Origin of the sequence: Idiomarina sp. MD25a, assembly GCF_001870515.1 — a bacterium.
GTDB lineage: Bacteria > Pseudomonadota > Gammaproteobacteria > Enterobacterales > Alteromonadaceae > Idiomarina.
Genome location: NZ_MDGT01000003.1, coordinates 187,558 through 202,066, shown reverse-complemented (window position 1 = coordinate 202,066; position 14,509 = coordinate 187,558). Strand labels below are relative to the sequence as shown.

Genomic DNA, 14,509 nt, shown 5'->3' with positions numbered 1-14,509 from the left:
AATTAGTTGGAATTCGCTTAATGCAAAAGTTGTTGGGCTTTGCGCGCGCCGATCACCGTCGGGTATTTGCGATTGCTTTACCCATGATGATTTCGAACATCGCTGCGCCCCTTTTAGGCTTAGTTGATACGGCTATCATCGGGCATTTACCCAATAGCGTGTATCTATCATCGGTTGCTATTGGCGCCATGGTGGTCAGCTTTATTTACCTACTTGCGGTATTTCTTCGTATGGCGACGACCGGCGCCATCGCTCAGGCCTTTGGTGCCGATGATGCCACTGAACAACATCAGCTTTTCACTCACGGCATCCTCACAGCGTTATTTCTCGGCATTGTGATCATTGCCTTAAGTCCCTTTATAACTTCAGTTTCATTGTGGCTGGTTGCGCCCGACCCACAGTTACTCGACTACGCGACTGATTATATTCAGATTCGATTGTGGTCAGCGCCAGCGGCACTCACAACACTAATTTGCCTCGGTGTTTTACTCGGTCGCCAAGATAGTCGAAGAGCGATGTGGTTAGTGATTATTACTAACTTCGTCAACGTTGTGCTTGACCTCGTACTCATCGTCGGATTGAACATGAACGTTAAAGGTGCAGCCTACGCGTCACTCTGTGCTGAGTGGACAACAGCTATCGTCGGTTTCTATTGGTGTCGTCACACCCTAGGTTGGCAGTTGCGCAAGGCACGTATTGTTGCCAGTAAATTAAGCTTGTTCTTACAGGCTAATGGCAATATTTTTGTTCGCAGCCTGACACTGCAACTTTGCATGGCGATGATGACAGGCTACGCCGCACGATATGGCACGACCATAGTGGCTGCCAATGCAGTGTTAATGCAATTCTTAATGCTGATATCACTTGGGCTTGATGGCATCGCATATGCTGTTGAGGCGTTAGCCGGCGAAGCCAAAGGACGAAGTCGCCCAAATCAAGTACGCTACTGGTGCAGGATTACACTGTTGTGGTCGAGCCTGTTCGCGGTCGGCTATTCACTCATATTTTGGTTGTTAGGACAGCAAATTATTGGCTTGATTACTGACTTATCAGCCGTAGTGGATACTGCAATGCGCTATTTACCGTGGGTGGTCGCACTACCGTTGCTTGCACATTGGAGCTATTGGCTGGATGGTGTGTTTATCGGTCTAGCATGGTCAAAAGCCATGCGAGATACCATGTTGCTTGCGGCTATTACTGGTTTTATCCCGATTTGGTGGCTAAGTAAGCCACTCGAGAACCATGGTTTGTGGCTGGCTCTGAGTGGCTTTCTCATTATGCGTGCTGTTTACCAAGCGATTTGGTTACTGCGCAGGAGTCGCAAGGTCGTCTAGTAAAATAACCTGTGGAGGTGTGCCACCACCGTCAGCATCTACCGCGATAACTGTATAGATACCACCACCTTCTAAGTTGAATAATACAGGACCAATTGCTGCAGTCTTAGTGCCTGCTGCAGTGACAGTCGCGTAGTATTCACCTGGAGTGACTTGTAAGCTACCTGTTGACACCAAGCCTTCAACATCAAAAGGTACATCGGCAACAACGGGATCAGCATCGCTAATATCTTCAGCTGCGGTCAAATAGATATCCACGTTACCTGCTGAAGGAGACGCATGCACCACTTGAAGCTGCGCGGCCGTTGCGATACTACGACGTTGCTCAGTTAATGCCTGTAGAGCTAATGAGTCATCACCTAAAGCACCCACCGCATAAATGCTATAACTCATTGTGGCTTCTAGCGAGAACTCGACATCATCTAACACTTGCGGTGTGCCACCTGTTGCGGCGACATCGACCAAATAGTCACCTTCTGCGACGTTGATATAGTCAGTTGCTGATTGAAACGCAAGATCAGTGATTTGCGGATCGGCTGCGTTATTCAGCGTTACATCAACATTCGGTGCGTCGGCAGCGGCGTGAATAACACGTACATCAGATCCTGCGTTTGCGTCAGGCACTAACACTGTACCGTCACCCGTCGCAATCTGTAGCGTCACAGGTGAATCGCCCGTTGCTGTATTATCTGTTGCGGCAACGATATAGTCGCTACCATCTGGCAGCGCAATAGTACCCGAGTCATAGACCACGGTTGTTTCACCTACTGGGGTTAGACGAACACGATAGTCACCGGCTTCAACCGAGACTTGACCGGAGTCATCACTGAACTCCAATGTTGCAGCGGGCGATGCGTCGGCAAGTGCTGCGTCAGGAGCTGTTAAATACACATCAACACCTGGCGCATTATAAGCAGCGTGTACCACTTGAATGCGGCTATTACCACTTGCAACGTCCGATACTGGGTTACTAATGACTAAAGGCTCTATGCTCTCATCACCGACGTTTCCCACAGCAAATACTTCATAACGGGTATCTGCATTGAACGTGAGATCAGCCGGGCCAATAACAGCTGCGGTCGATGCGTCAGGTAAAATGCCTTCGACTGTAATCGAATATTCGCCAGCATCGACTTCAAGGATACTTGAGCTAGCCTGATATGGCACATCTTCTAACAGTGCCGTGTCACCCGCTAGCACATTGACGTTAGGGGCGTCTGATGCGGTGTGGTGCACGCGCACGAAGCTACTTTCTGGTGTAGGCTCAACAACAACTTCGTCATCGTTGTCGTCATCATCTAGCCAACAACCCGACAAGACAAGCGTCGGTAAAAGTAGTAAACTGAACTTTGTGATTCCTCGCATTGTAAATTCCTCGTAATGATTAGGGCAAATATCACTACGAAGCATATAAATGCGAGGGATCACATCTAATTAACAAATTTTGTAAAGCTTTTGTAAACTTGTATAGTTAAACAGAGCTAGTAGTACGAGTGTTCCCCACGCTCATGTTCAGTTACATCTTTGACGCCTGTGATTTCATTTGGGAAACGTTCAATCAATTCTTTCTCGATACCATTTTTAACCGTCACATCGATCATGCTGCAGCCATTACAGCCACCACCAAATTGTAGAACCGCTTTTCCGTCATCAGTAATCTCTGTTACCAACACATGACCGCCATGATTGGCAAGCTGCGGGTTAATCTCTGCTTGAATAACGTATTCAACACGATCAATTAATGGCGCATCATCGGCAACTTTACGTGCTTTAGCGTTAGGCGCTTTTAATGTCAGCTGCGAACCTAACTCTTGCTCTTCAAAGTCAATGACTGCGTCTTCTAAAAATGGCGCGCTACCTGAGTCAACGACAGCATCAAAACCATTAAATGGCAGACGCTCATCATCAGGCTCAACCGAATCGGGTGGGCAGTAAGACACACCGCACTCAGCATTCGGCATACCTGGATTGACAACAAACACACGAATGTTGGTACCTTCGGGCTGATCAGCTAACAACTTACAGAAGTGCTTTTGCGCAGATTCCGAAATGCGGATCATAATTTCACCGTCCCTATACTTGAGTAATTTACTAGGTTTTATTCTAACGCAGACACAGTTAAAAGACTAGTGTCTGTCGGCGGCTGGCGAGGGTTGTATGCTAAGCTCCACACATCAACCGAGGACGCCCCCACGTTATACAGCGCCTCGCTCGCGGCGCACAGACTTGCGCCTGTGGTACAGATATCATCAATGACCGCAATCGAGTGACACGATAACAGACGGGCCGCGCTCATAGCCTCCATTCGGTTAATCCAACGTTGTTGACGGCTCGCGAGTTTTTGCTTCTCGACGTGTTTTATCCAATATAAACCGCGCTTTACCACCTTAATGTCAAGTAATCGTCCACATTCATGGGTAATAAGACCTGCCGGATGAAAGCCGCGTGCTCGCCAGTCTGCTTCAAAGCAAGGCATGGCTACTAAATACTCAGGTAGTGGCTGATTGTGGTAACGGTACACGAGCAGTGCTTGTGCGCTCAACTGCAGTGCTAATATACGTGTCCAGTGACTATTTCCACCTTCCTTATAACGATTCAGCAACCAACGTATGGCCTGTCGATAACGCCAGACACTAATACAGAGGCGCTGTCGTTTTAACATATGCTTGGCGAATGAAGGCGCATTACTCATCAGCAAATGTCGATATGAGCGTGGAAACATCCGTGGTAACTGTGAGCTACACATATCACAGATCCCCGTCAAGGCGCGCGTGGATTGCTGGCAAAAGACACAATCATTGAATTGCAGTATGATAGCGAGGTGAGTTAGCCAAGGTAACATTTTGATTATTCAGTCGGTAAAAAGAGAAACATAGTGAGTATTGCGATAGACCAACTAGGGCAAGGCGAAGATTTAGTTGTACTCCATGGCTGGGGGATGAACCGTCATGTTTGGAGTTCAATAAAGGAGCCACTTAGCAAAACATTTAAATTGTGGTTAGTAGATATCCCGGGATTTGGAGACAGCCATGATGAAGCACTCCCGCAGTCAGTTGATGCCATTGCAGAAGCACTCCTCCCTCATTTACCGAAACGCTTTCACATCCTAGGTTGGTCGATGGGAGGGTTAGTAGCAACGGCTACCGCTGCAAAGTACCCCGACCGTGTGAATAAGTTAGTGACCGTTGCCTCGTCACCCTACTTTTTAGAGCAAAGTGACTGGCCGGGGATTAAACCGCGCCTGATGAAGCAATTAGAGAACGACTTACATAATGACTTTCGTAAAACGGTTGAGCGCTTTCTCGCGTTACAAGCAATGGGAAGCAAAGACGCCAAACAACAAGTTAAGCAACTCAAGCAATGGTTATTTAAATCACCTCTTGCATCCGAAGAGACGTTAGCGACGGGACTGACACTGCTCGAACAGACCGACCTTAGAGAAACGCTTCAAACGATTAAAGTGCCGCTATTACGTATGTATGGTCGCCTTGATGGTTTAGTGCCGATTAGTGCTGCTCAGGCGACCGATAAATTAGCGACGCAGTCGTCATGTTGTATTTTTAACGAAAGCGCTCATGCACCGTTTATCACCGAACCTGAGCTGTTTATTCAGCAGCTGACACGATTTATCAATGGTTAACTAACGCTGGCATTGTGTGCAATACACCGTGCTGCGTTGACCTAAGCGGATCTCACGCAGTGGCTTTTTACAGCGCATGCACATCTTACCGCCACGACCATAGACTTGTAGCTTTTGTGCAAAATAGCCCGGGGAACCATCAGCACGCGTAAAATCGCGTAACGTAGTACCACCCTGTTTTATCGCTTCAGCCAGCGTTTCTTTTATATGCATAACTAACCGCTCATAGCGCGCTTTACTAATCGCACCGGCAGCGCGTTTAGGATGAATACCTGCTTTAAATAACGCTTCGTTAGCGTATATATTTCCGACACCGACGACCTGATGGTTATCCATAATGAAGGTTTTTATCGACTGCTTCTTATCGCGCGAACGCTCAAACAGATAATCGGCATTAAAGTACTCGGTTAATGGCTCTGGGCCGAGCATCGCCAATAGTTTATGCTCATCAACGTTATCCTCGGTAAACAGCAAAGCGCCAAACCGGCGAGGGTCGTTGAGTCGTAGGCACTGGCCCGAAGAAAACTCAATTTGTATATGGTCGTGCTTAACACGTGGGGTGTCGATGGGAACCACGCGCAACTTGCCAGACATCCCCAAGTGCAGAATCAATACGCCCTGCTCGGTTTCCAATAATAAGTACTTTGCCCTACGCTTCACTCGAATCAAGTCGCCCCCCTCTACCTGGTGCACTTGTTCGGGTACAGGCCAACGCAACCGCGCATCATATACATTAACACGTGTTATTTTATGGCCTTCGATGTGTGGGGCTATGCCCATCCGGCTGACTTCAACTTCAGGTAACTCTGGCACAGCTTGGCTCCGTTAATGATTAGGGGTTAATGATGCTTGGGTGGCGTTCTCAACCAAAAATAATTGGTTTTGTTGTGGCAACCTTAAGATCAGCGTCGGTTGACTGTATAGCTCGACCTCCGCGTAATTGTTGTTACCAAATAACAAAATCACTTGCTTTGCTTCACCTTGAGGCCGCTGAGTTGTGGATGAAATTGCTAGGTTTTGCCACTTACTGACTAAACTCTGAACTTGGTCAGGCGACGCTTTACAATTACCTTCGCAACGCCACTGCTGATCATCGATGCGATAAATGGAACCATCGAACTCAATGCCCGTCAGTTGATCGGCATCACTCATTAGACGTTGAGTGGGCCCGGAACTCGTTTCAGTGTTCGGGTTAGGAAACACAAACCAAAACGTCGCCACAATGAGTAGCACGACATACACAATAATGTTGTTCCAAGTGCTTTTTTTTAACGTGAGTCCAAAGAACCGACGTTTCTCATTAATATCCATACACTATCTTTGATAAAACAATTGTTGATACCACAATAATACTTTATATTCTCGCCGCTCATATTATTTAATCATGGCTATGGAAAAAATACCTCACCACATTGACGCGATACTCGACGATTTAGTTGAGCGCGGTTACGCGATCATTCCGAGCTTTTTACCTCATGCGGTCTCAGATCCACTGTATCAAGAGGCCAACCAAATTGCTTCTCCACATTGGCAAACTGCGGCTATCGGTCGAGCACAAAGCCACGCCATTAATACGATGGTACGTAACGATAGGATTATCTGGTTAGACGATAATAGCGCCTATGGCAAGCCTTTTCTTGGTGTTATGGAAGAATTGCGACTCGCCGTAAATCGCTCACTTTTTATGGGGCTATTCGATTACGAGTGTCACCTGGCACATTATCCTAAAGGTGCTTTTTATAAAAAACATCTCGACGCTTTTAAAGGTAAAAGCAACCGTAAGCTTACGACAGTGCTCTACCTTAACCCAGAGTGGAACGAAACAGATGGTGGCGAGTTGGTGATCTATGGAAAACGAGGTGAGGTATTGGAAAAAGTCTTACCCAAGCGCGGTACGCTAGTGGTTTTCTTAAGTGATCAGTTTGTTCACGAAGTACTTCCCAGCCAACGTGATCGCTTTAGCTTAACAGGTTGGTTCCGATTAAACGCGAGCATTTCCGGTATCATCGATCCCCCACGCTAGGCCACCAGTAACCTTTGTAAGGATGAATTTTAGACATAAAAAAACCGGCCTTTAAGCCGGTTTTTTGCGAAGCGAAGTCAAATTACTTGATTTTCGCTTCTTTGAAGATCACGTGTTTACGAACCACTGGATCGAACTTTTTGATCTCCATTTTCTCTGGCATGGTGCGTTTATTTTTGTCTGTAGTATAGAAATAACCTGTACCAGCAGACGACACCAAACGAATCTTATCGCGCATAATATCTGTTCCTTACACCTTGATACCACGGCCGCGGAGATCCGCTAATACCGAGTCAATACCATTTTTATCGATGATACGCATACCTTTGGTAGAAATGCGTAATTTCACCCAACGCTTCTCGCTCTCAACCCAGAAGCGGTGAGTTTGTAAGTTTGGTAAAAAGCGACGCTTAGTCGCATTGCGTGCGTGCGAGCGGTTGTTACCGACTACCGGACGCTTACCTGTAACTTGGCATACTTGTGACATGTCTCTACTCCAAAATTGCTGCAAGCTCGCCTGTCGCCCAATTTGACCTTGCCTAGAAATCCGAGGGCGCATTTTATACAGCAAACAGGCCCGCTAATCAAGCTAAAACGGCGGTTTTTTGATCTCTGTGATCGTTCGGGCGCAATTTTACGCTATCTTGCAATAGATCTCCAGTGATTATTAAATAAGCCCTCTTTCGGCAAATGAAACCGGATCGCCACTGCCGATCACGAAATGATCCAGCAATGCAACATCTATCAGCGACAGTGCTTTTTGAAGCCGCTCTGTAACTCTTTTATCGGCCTGACTCGGCTCGGCGACACCCGAAGGGTGATTATGTGCGAGAATAACCGCTGCGGCGTTATGTTGCATGACTAATTTGAGGACCTCACGTGGATAGACCGGAGCCGCATTGATGGTACCGTAAAATAATTCCTCATAACGCAGCAGTCGATGTTGGCTATCAAGCAACAATAACGCAAAAACCTCGCGACGTTGATGCCGCAACTGAGTCGAGAGATACTCTTTCACCATCGAAGGTTCAGTAAATCCATCGCGCCTTGAGAGTTGCCAAGCTAAATAGCGTTTAGATAACTCCAGTACCACTTGCAACTGGTTAATACGCGCGGGACCGAGTCCTTTGACCGCCATTAACTGCTCATTCGATGATGTCAGCAATGGGCCGATGCCATTGAATTGTACCAACAACTGTCGAGCAAAGGTGACCACATCCAGACCGCGACACCCGCTACCTATTAAGATTGCCAATAATTCCGCATCGGATAACGCGCTTGCCCCCAATTGCTGAAGTTTTTCCCGCGGGCGTTCAGACTCAGGCCACGACTTTACACTCATTTGCTAGGCTCCGCTAAAATGCCAGAGTATAGCCAGACAGACTACCGCCTTGCCGTAGCTCATGTTATCTTTACGTGTCTTAACATACGGACGTTGGTGAATCGTCATGAGCGCACTTACAGGTCAACATATTTTACTGGGTATTACCGGGGGCATAGCCGCCTATAAAATCCCTGAATTGATACGTCGCCTTAAAGATGAAGGCGCACAGGTGCGAGTGGTGTTAACTCGAGGTGGCGAGGCCTTTGTTACTCCCATGACGCTGCAAGCGGTATCGGGTGAAGAAGTGCATAGTGAACTACTCGACACACAGGCAGAAGCCGGTATGGGTCACATTGAACTCGCTAAGTGGGCCGATGTCGTCATGATTGCTCCTGCCAGTGCTAATACACTGGCTCGGCTAGCTCACGGCTTTGCCGACGATTTACTAAGCACAGTGTGTTTGGCGACTTCAGCGCCCCTGCTATTAGCCCCCGCGATGAATCAGCAAATGTGGCAACACCCCGCGGTACAAGCCAACATGACACAATTAATCGCGCGTGGTGTACGTGCGATTGGACCTGAATCCGGATCACAAGCATGTGGTGATGTGGGTGCCGGCCGCATGAGTGAGCCACACCAGATCAAAGCGTTTATTATCGAGCAGTTGCAAGGTTCGACGGATAAGCCGTTAGAGGGGGTTCACCTTACCATCACGGCAGGACCGACACGAGAAGCTATTGATCCAGTAAGATACATCAGTAACCACAGTTCAGGTAAAATGGGCTTTGCATTGGCGCAAGCGGCAGCTAAACACGGTGCCAAAGTGACGCTCATTGCTGGCCCTGTCGATCTGCCAACACCGTTTGGCGTTAACCGTATCGATGTGGAATCGGCGCGCGATATGTTGGATGCTGCGCTCGCTCAGCCGTGTGATATTTTTATTGGCTGTGCTGCGGTGGCGGACTACCGTGTAGTTAATGTCGCTGAACACAAAATGAAAAAGACCGCACAAACAGATGCACCTACACTGGAGCTGGTCGAGAATCCCGATATTCTGAAAACTATCGCAGGACAAGATATGCCTCCAATGTGCGTCGGTTTCGCCGCAGAAACACGAGATGTCGAAACCTATGCGATGGATAAGCTGAAGCGTAAAAATTTGGCGCTCATCATCGCGAACGATGTGAGTAATAACGATATTGGCTTCAATAGTGAAGAAAACGCTGTTGTGGTACTTAGTACGAACGACCGAGTGGTGTTTGAACAACAAACTAAAGCGTCACTTGCCCACCAACTAACGCGCTATATTGCGAGCCACTTTCATAAGAACTTTCGTAAATAATTGAGGAACCGAATCACTATGACCTCGGTAGAAGTTAAAATACTGAACCCCAAGATTGGCACCGATATTCCGCTTCCTGAATATGCCACTACCGGCTCAGCAGGCATGGATCTGCGCGCCTGTATCGATACGCCAATGAATATTGCCGCGGGACAAACCCAGTTAATTGGTACGGGTATCGCGATGCATATTGGCGATCCAGGCTACGCCGCTACCCTGCTACCACGATCGGGTTTAGGTCATAAACACGGTATCGTACTCGGCAATCTGGTCGGTCTCATTGACTCTGACTATCAAGGCGAATTAAAGGTTTCGGTATGGAACCGTAGTGATAAGGATTATCTAATTGAGCCGGGCGATCGCATTGCACAGCTCGTTATCGTACCCGTCGTTCAAGCACAACTTAAGGTTGTCGATGAATTTGCCACTAGTGATCGTGGCGAAGGCGGATTTGGCCATTCTGGTAAGCAATAAATAATTGGATAACGCGATGACACAACAAAAAAGAAACCGTCGTGAAGAAATTCTACAAGCCCTTGCCGCGATGTTGGAAACAAGTCCTGGACAACGTATTACAACAGCTAAGTTAGCGGCTAACTTGGGCGTATCTGAAGCGGCGCTGTATCGTCATTTTCCATCGAAGGCACGCATGTTCGAGGGACTTATTGAGTTCGTCGAAGATACGCTGTTGAGCCGTATTAACTTGATCATGAACGAGGAAAAGGACACGCTAACTCGTTGCCAAACCATACTTAAGTTAGTACTTACTTTCGCTGAAAGGAACCCAGGTATTACTCGTGTCATTTCAGGTGATGCACTGATGGGCGAGCACGATCGACTACGTCATCGGATAGAAGACTTGTTCAACCGCATTGAGTCACAACTTAAACAAGTTTTGCGTGAAAAAGCACTGAGAGAGCAAAAACGGTTCGCTGTGGAAGAAGGTGTATTAGCAAACTTATTGCTATCATTTGCTGATGGAAAGATCAGTCAATTCGTGCGTTCAGACTTTAAACGCCTACCGACAGAACATTTTGAACACCAGTGGCAACTTATCGAACAACAATTACTGGCTGCTTCTTAGCAGCCAGTGTTTTCGTCATTCGTTTTTCTTAGCTCGACTCAATAACGCGATAGCTGCTTCCTCTGGTGCCTTACCCTCATAAAGCACTTTATAAATCTGCTCGCAGATGGGCATTTCGCAGTCTTCACGATGCGCCAAAGACACAACTTCTCGAGTATTGCGATAGCCCTCGACTGCTTGTCCGATAGATTTTAGAGCGTCATCGACTGACTTGCCTTGACCCAACGCTAAACCAAATCGACGATTACGCGACTGATTATCCGTACACGTGAGAATTAAGTCACCTAAACCGGCCATCCCCGTAAACGTCTCGCTTTTGGCACCGAGCTTAAGACCTAATCGAGTTAGCTCCGCCAAACCGCGGGTAATAAGCGCTGTACGTGCATTCGCGCCAAAACCAATACCATCCGCCATGCCGGCACCAATCGCTATGACGTTTTTTACTGCACCACCGAGTTGTACGCCGATGAAGTCATCATTGGTGTAGACACGAAATGACCGCTCGCAATGTAGCATTTCCGAGAGTTCATCGACAAAATCTTGGTCAGTTGATGACATCGAGATCGCGGTCGGCAAACCCTTCGCCATTTCAATCGCAAAGGTCGGTCCGGACAAAACCGCCAACGCGTGTGTTTGACCAAGCGCTTCTTCAGCCACCTCATAAAGTAAGCGCCCGCTCTCTGGCTCTAAACCTTTGGTTGCCCATGCGACACGCGCATGTGGATCTAACATAGGCTTTATGGTTGTTAAGATATCGGCGAACGCGTGACTCGGAACAACCACGACTACATTTTTTACACCGTTGACCGCTTCGTTAATGTCAGCCGTTACAGCTAAACTCTCCGGGAACTTGCATCCTGGAAGGTAGTGAGCGTTTTCGCGATGCTCTCGCATCGCCGCAACTTGTACTTCGTCGCGCCCCCAAAGAATCGTTTTGACACCTTTTCGGGCGAAACAAATAGCAAGGGCGGTGCCATAAGACCCCGCCCCTAGAATCGCAACTTCTGCTTGCTTCATATTAAGCAACTAGTCCTTACGCGTCAGCTTGCTGTTGTTGTGCTTGCTGTTGCTGAACGTGTTGCGCGAAGATTGCATCAAAGTTTACAGGCGCCAAGTTCAACTGTGGGAAAGTCGCACGGTTAACCAAGCTTGCCACGCACTCACGTGCATATGGGAACAAGATGTTCGGACAGAAAGAACCTAATGTATGCGCTAATTGACCTTCTTGAACTTCGTCACCGATGGTGAAGATACCCGCTTGATGAACTTCACAAAGGAATGCGACTTCTTCGCCCACTTTATTTGTTGCAGTTAAAGTAAGTACAACTTCATAAACGTTATCTTCAAGCTTTTCATGCTTAACGTTCATATCGAGCTTCAGGTCTGGCTTCCACTCTTTACGGAATACTGAAGGCGAGTTAGGCGCTTCAAAAGAAACGTCTTTGGTGTAAACGCGTTGGATAGCAAACTGCGGTTGTTGTTGTTGATTTTCGGCAGTTGCGCCATTTGCTTGCTGTTCGTCAGCCATGATGATACTTCCTATTAAAACGTTGGTTATTCACTAAACTAAATTGTCGGTTATCGACTTTAGCTAAATTTTTAATTAAAAACTACTTTCCTGTTGCAATGGGTAACTTATCATTGCGCCAAGCATTCATGCCACCTGCTAGGACAGCGACTTGGTTAAAGCCTTGTTCTTGTAAACCTTTAGCGACCGAGATCGCAGTATGTCCAGTGTTGCATACCAATACAATGGGGGCATCCTTAAACTTTTCAATAGCATGCACTTTTTTGTCTTTGATCTGCTGTTGTGGCAACGATATCGCTCCACTCACGTGACCTTTGCGGTATTCGTCAGTCGAGCGAATATCAACAAACGTACCGTTTTCACGGTTAGTCCAGATAATAGCTTGTTGCGCCTGTAACTGCTTGATACCTTGCATGGTAGAGCGAATAGTCATAATGATTAACGCGAGCAAAAGAACAATCCACAGTCCGCTCATGAATGGATTATTCGCTACAAATGTCATTAATTGTTGCATGCTAACTCGTTTATTTATTCGGTTAATGGTGACCCCTCACAGGTGGAGGGTATGTCCTTTTAGAGAGGGAAAGTATACCCTCTGAAGCCCTAACTACCAATAGCAAATCGAGTGGATGCGAAATAGACAGAAATCCAGTAAACTGAACACAATTGATTTTTGCTTTCAAGCGCATAGGTAGTCGATATGGCACATGATAAAAAACCTTTGGTTTTGATGATCTTAGATGGCTGGGGATACCGCGATTCAGCTCCAGACAACGCGATAACTGCGGCGAATACGCCAGTGATGGATCGATTGTGGAATGAATACCCTCACTGTTTAGTCGATGGCTCAGGTGGAGCTGTTGGTTTGCCCGATGGCCAAATGGGCAATTCAGAGGTAGGCCACGTTAATTTGGGTGCAGGTCGTGTTGTTTATCAAGACTTCACGCGCATTTCACAAAGCATAAAAACTGGCGAGTTTTTCGATAATCCTGTGTTGACTGAAAACGTTGAGCAGGCAGTTACTAAAAATGGTGCTGTTCATATCATGGGGCTACTTTCCGCAGGAGGTGTTCACAGTCATGAGGAGCACCTCATGGCGATGGTTGAACTGGCCCACAAGAAAGGTGCTCAACGGATATATGTTCATGGCTTCCTCGATGGTCGTGACACACCACCTAAATCAGCACGTCCCTCCATTGAAAAGTTTGAAGCATTGTTTGAACGCTTGGGTGTTGGCCGTTTTGCCTCTTTATCCGGTCGCTTTTACGCAATGGACCGAGATAATCGCTGGGAGCGCATCGAAGGCGCGTTTAACGCAGTTTATCATGGACGTGCTGAACAGCATGCCAATAATGCGCTTAATGCCCTCGCCGACGCTTATGAACGTGGCGAGTCCGATGAGTTTGTCAGCCCGGTGGTCATTGGAGAGCCGGCTGCGATAGAGGACGGTGATGCGGTATTCTTTATGAATTTCCGCGCTGATCGGGCGCGCGAGATGACACGTGCGTTTATTGATAATGAACTTGATACGTTTGAGCGTGGCATTCGCAAACAACTCAGTGGGTTTGTCATGCTGACTCAGTATGCCGATGAGTTTGATACCCCCTGCGCCTTTCCACCTGTAAGACTCGACAATGTCTTAGGCGAGTGGTTAGCTAAGCACGATAAAACGCAACTGCGCATTTCTGAAACCGAGAAATACGCGCATGTCACATTCTTCTTTAGTGGAGGACGCGAAGAAGAGTTTGATGGCGAACAACGCAAACTCATTCCTTCACCAAAAGTAAAAACCTACGACCTGCAACCTGAGATGAGTTCAGAGCAGCTCACTGATGCGATCGTTGAAGCCGTTGATGGACAAAAGTATGACGTCATTATTTGTAACTACCCCAATGGTGACATGGTCGGTCATACGGGTAACTTTGATGCGGCGGTGAAGGCCTGTGAAGCCGTTGACCACTCTGTGGGACGAGTGGTTGAAGCATTGCAAAAAGTCGGTGGTGAATGTCTTATTACCGCTGACCACGGTAATGCCGAACAGATGAGCGACCCTAGCACTGGACAAGCCCACACAGCGCATACCAGCGAGCTTGTTCCGTTTATCTATGTCGGTCGTCATGCAACACCACGTAATGGCATTCTCTCCGATGTGGCGCCTACCATGTTGCATCTAATGGGGCTTGAGCAGCCGAATGAAATGACGGGTAAAACGCTCATGCAACTGGACGATTAAT

Annotated in this window: 18 protein-coding genes; 7 read left to right on the top strand and 11 right to left on the bottom strand. The window is 47.5% G+C overall.

Annotated features, from left to right (window positions below):
• The first annotated feature begins 20 nt into the window (after nt 1–20).
• Complete coding sequence (locus tag BFR57_RS05075) at nt 21–1,334, top strand: MATE family efflux transporter (protein WP_071462952.1); 1,314 nt, start codon at nt 21–23, stop codon at nt 1,332–1,334.
• Here the strand turns inward: BFR57_RS05075 and BFR57_RS05070 are convergent.
• From BFR57_RS05070 to BFR57_RS05060, 3 genes are all read right to left on the bottom strand, one after another.
• On the bottom strand, nt 1,305–2,699 hold the full coding sequence (locus BFR57_RS05070; protein WP_071462951.1) for a DUF4397 domain-containing protein: 1,395 nt from the start codon (nt 2,697–2,699) through the stop codon (nt 1,305–1,307). The genes BFR57_RS05075 and BFR57_RS05070 overlap by 30 nt on opposite strands.
• A gap of 116 nt (nt 2,700–2,815) precedes the next feature.
• Nucleotides 2,816–3,394, bottom strand: coding sequence for a Fe-S biogenesis protein NfuA (nfuA, locus tag BFR57_RS05065; RefSeq protein WP_071462950.1), 579 nt, complete (start codon nt 3,392–3,394; stop codon nt 2,816–2,818).
• Nucleotides 3,395–3,432: 38 nt separating this feature from the next.
• Nucleotides 3,433–4,080: a ComF family protein gene (locus BFR57_RS05060; RefSeq protein WP_071462949.1), complete on the bottom strand. Its 648-nt coding sequence runs from the start codon at nt 4,078–4,080 to the stop codon at nt 3,433–3,435.
• A gap of 129 nt (nt 4,081–4,209) precedes the next feature.
• On the opposite strand from BFR57_RS05060, the gene bioH reads away from it, so the two are divergent.
• Complete coding sequence (gene bioH, locus BFR57_RS05055; RefSeq protein ID WP_071462948.1) at nt 4,210–4,974, top strand: pimeloyl-ACP methyl ester esterase BioH; 765 nt, start codon at nt 4,210–4,212, stop codon at nt 4,972–4,974.
• Here bioH and mutM read toward each other — a convergent pair whose 3' ends face one another.
• Complete coding sequence (mutM, locus tag BFR57_RS05050; RefSeq protein WP_071462947.1) at nt 4,975–5,787, bottom strand: bifunctional DNA-formamidopyrimidine glycosylase/DNA-(apurinic or apyrimidinic site) lyase; 813 nt, start codon at nt 5,785–5,787, stop codon at nt 4,975–4,977.
• 12 nt (nt 5,788–5,799) lie between these two features.
• Nucleotides 5,800–6,285 (bottom strand): hypothetical protein, encoded by a 486-nt coding sequence (locus BFR57_RS05045; RefSeq protein ID WP_071462946.1) that lies wholly within the window; start codon nt 6,283–6,285, stop codon nt 5,800–5,802.
• A 79-nt stretch (nt 6,286–6,364) separates the two neighbouring features.
• Here BFR57_RS05045 and BFR57_RS05040 point away from each other — a divergent pair, with 79 nt between their 5' ends.
• Nucleotides 6,365–6,997, top strand: a complete 633-nt coding sequence (locus tag BFR57_RS05040; RefSeq protein WP_071462945.1) for a 2OG-Fe(II) oxygenase — start codon at nt 6,365–6,367, stop codon at nt 6,995–6,997.
• Between the two features lie 82 nt (nt 6,998–7,079).
• Here BFR57_RS05040 and rpmG read toward each other — a convergent pair whose 3' ends face one another.
• From rpmG to radC, 3 genes are all read right to left on the bottom strand, one after another.
• The gene (gene rpmG, locus BFR57_RS05035) at nt 7,080–7,235 is read right to left on the bottom strand and encodes a 50S ribosomal protein L33 (protein ID WP_006953863.1); all 156 of its coding nucleotides are present in this window, start codon (nt 7,233–7,235) and stop codon (nt 7,080–7,082) included.
• A gap of 12 nt (nt 7,236–7,247) precedes the next feature.
• Entirely contained in the window at nt 7,248–7,484 is a 237-nt protein-coding gene (gene rpmB / locus BFR57_RS05030; protein WP_006953864.1) for a 50S ribosomal protein L28, read from the bottom strand.
• A 180-nt stretch (nt 7,485–7,664) separates the two neighbouring features.
• Nucleotides 7,665–8,339, bottom strand: coding sequence for a DNA repair protein RadC (gene radC / locus BFR57_RS05025; protein WP_071462944.1), 675 nt, complete (start codon nt 8,337–8,339; stop codon nt 7,665–7,667).
• A gap of 106 nt (nt 8,340–8,445) precedes the next feature.
• Here radC and coaBC point away from each other — a divergent pair, with 106 nt between their 5' ends.
• From coaBC to slmA, 3 genes are read left to right on the top strand one after another with little or no spacing between them, the layout of a single operon-like run.
• A complete protein-coding gene (coaBC, locus tag BFR57_RS05020) occupies nt 8,446–9,663 on the top strand; it encodes a bifunctional phosphopantothenoylcysteine decarboxylase/phosphopantothenate--cysteine ligase CoaBC (protein ID WP_071462943.1) in 1,218 nt (405 codons plus the stop codon).
• Nucleotides 9,664–9,681: 18 nt separating this feature from the next.
• Nucleotides 9,682–10,137, top strand: a complete 456-nt coding sequence (dut, locus tag BFR57_RS05015; RefSeq protein ID WP_071462942.1) for a dUTP diphosphatase — start codon at nt 9,682–9,684, stop codon at nt 10,135–10,137.
• Between the two features lie 16 nt (nt 10,138–10,153).
• Nucleotides 10,154–10,747: a nucleoid occlusion factor SlmA gene (gene slmA, locus BFR57_RS05010; RefSeq protein WP_071462941.1), complete on the top strand. Its 594-nt coding sequence runs from the start codon at nt 10,154–10,156 to the stop codon at nt 10,745–10,747.
• Between the two features lie 15 nt (nt 10,748–10,762).
• Here the strand turns inward: slmA and gpsA are convergent, their stop codons facing one another.
• From gpsA to BFR57_RS04995, 3 genes are all read right to left on the bottom strand, one after another.
• Nucleotides 10,763–11,764: an NAD(P)H-dependent glycerol-3-phosphate dehydrogenase gene (gene gpsA / locus BFR57_RS05005; RefSeq protein WP_071462940.1), complete on the bottom strand. Its 1,002-nt coding sequence runs from the start codon at nt 11,762–11,764 to the stop codon at nt 10,763–10,765.
• Nucleotides 11,765–11,780: 16 nt separating this feature from the next.
• The gene (secB, locus tag BFR57_RS05000; protein WP_071462939.1) at nt 11,781–12,275 is read right to left on the bottom strand and encodes a protein-export chaperone SecB; all 495 of its coding nucleotides are present in this window, start codon (nt 12,273–12,275) and stop codon (nt 11,781–11,783) included.
• Between the two features lie 82 nt (nt 12,276–12,357).
• Nucleotides 12,358–12,789 carry a rhodanese-like domain-containing protein gene (locus tag BFR57_RS04995; protein WP_071462938.1) on the bottom strand — a complete coding sequence of 144 codons (432 nt, stop codon included), beginning with the start codon at nt 12,787–12,789 and terminating at the stop codon, nt 12,358–12,360.
• Between the two features lie 186 nt (nt 12,790–12,975).
• Between BFR57_RS04995 and gpmI the strand changes: the two genes are divergently transcribed.
• Entirely contained in the window at nt 12,976–14,508 is a 1,533-nt protein-coding gene (gene gpmI, locus BFR57_RS04990) for a 2,3-bisphosphoglycerate-independent phosphoglycerate mutase (protein ID WP_071462937.1), read from the top strand.
• Nucleotide 14,509: the final 1 nt, after the last annotated feature.

Excerpts from the sequence above, each read along its gene's own strand:
- BFR57_RS05075 (WP_071462952.1), top strand. The coding sequence starts at position 21 with ATGCAAAAGTTGTTGGGCTTTGCGCGCGCCGATCACCGTCGGGTATTT.
- BFR57_RS05070 (WP_071462951.1), bottom strand. The coding sequence starts at position 2,699 with ATGCGAGGAATCACAAAGTTCAGTTTACTACTTTTACCGACGCTTGTC.
- nfuA (WP_071462950.1), bottom strand. The coding sequence starts at position 3,394 with ATGATCCGCATTTCGGAATCTGCGCAAAAGCACTTCTGTAAGTTGTTA.
- BFR57_RS05060 (WP_071462949.1), bottom strand. The coding sequence starts at position 4,080 with ATGTGTAGCTCACAGTTACCACGGATGTTTCCACGCTCATATCGACAT.
- BFR57_RS05045 (WP_071462946.1), bottom strand. The coding sequence starts at position 6,285 with ATGGATATTAATGAGAAACGTCGGTTCTTTGGACTCACGTTAAAAAAA.
- BFR57_RS05040 (WP_071462945.1), top strand. The coding sequence starts at position 6,365 with ATGGAAAAAATACCTCACCACATTGACGCGATACTCGACGATTTAGTT.
- rpmG (WP_006953863.1), bottom strand. The coding sequence starts at position 7,235 with ATGCGCGATAAGATTCGTTTGGTGTCGTCTGCTGGTACAGGTTATTTC.
- rpmB (WP_006953864.1), bottom strand. The coding sequence starts at position 7,484 with ATGTCACAAGTATGCCAAGTTACAGGTAAGCGTCCGGTAGTCGGTAAC.
- radC (WP_071462944.1), bottom strand. The coding sequence starts at position 8,339 with ATGAGTGTAAAGTCGTGGCCTGAGTCTGAACGCCCGCGGGAAAAACTT.
- coaBC (WP_071462943.1), top strand. The coding sequence starts at position 8,446 with ATGAGCGCACTTACAGGTCAACATATTTTACTGGGTATTACCGGGGGC.
- dut (WP_071462942.1), top strand. The coding sequence starts at position 9,682 with ATGACCTCGGTAGAAGTTAAAATACTGAACCCCAAGATTGGCACCGAT.
- slmA (WP_071462941.1), top strand. The coding sequence starts at position 10,154 with ATGACACAACAAAAAAGAAACCGTCGTGAAGAAATTCTACAAGCCCTT.
- gpsA (WP_071462940.1), bottom strand. The coding sequence starts at position 11,764 with ATGAAGCAAGCAGAAGTTGCGATTCTAGGGGCGGGGTCTTATGGCACC.
- secB (WP_071462939.1), bottom strand. The coding sequence starts at position 12,275 with ATGGCTGACGAACAGCAAGCAAATGGCGCAACTGCCGAAAATCAACAA.
- BFR57_RS04995 (WP_071462938.1), bottom strand. The coding sequence starts at position 12,789 with ATGCAACAATTAATGACATTTGTAGCGAATAATCCATTCATGAGCGGA.
- gpmI (WP_071462937.1), top strand. The coding sequence starts at position 12,976 with ATGGCACATGATAAAAAACCTTTGGTTTTGATGATCTTAGATGGCTGG.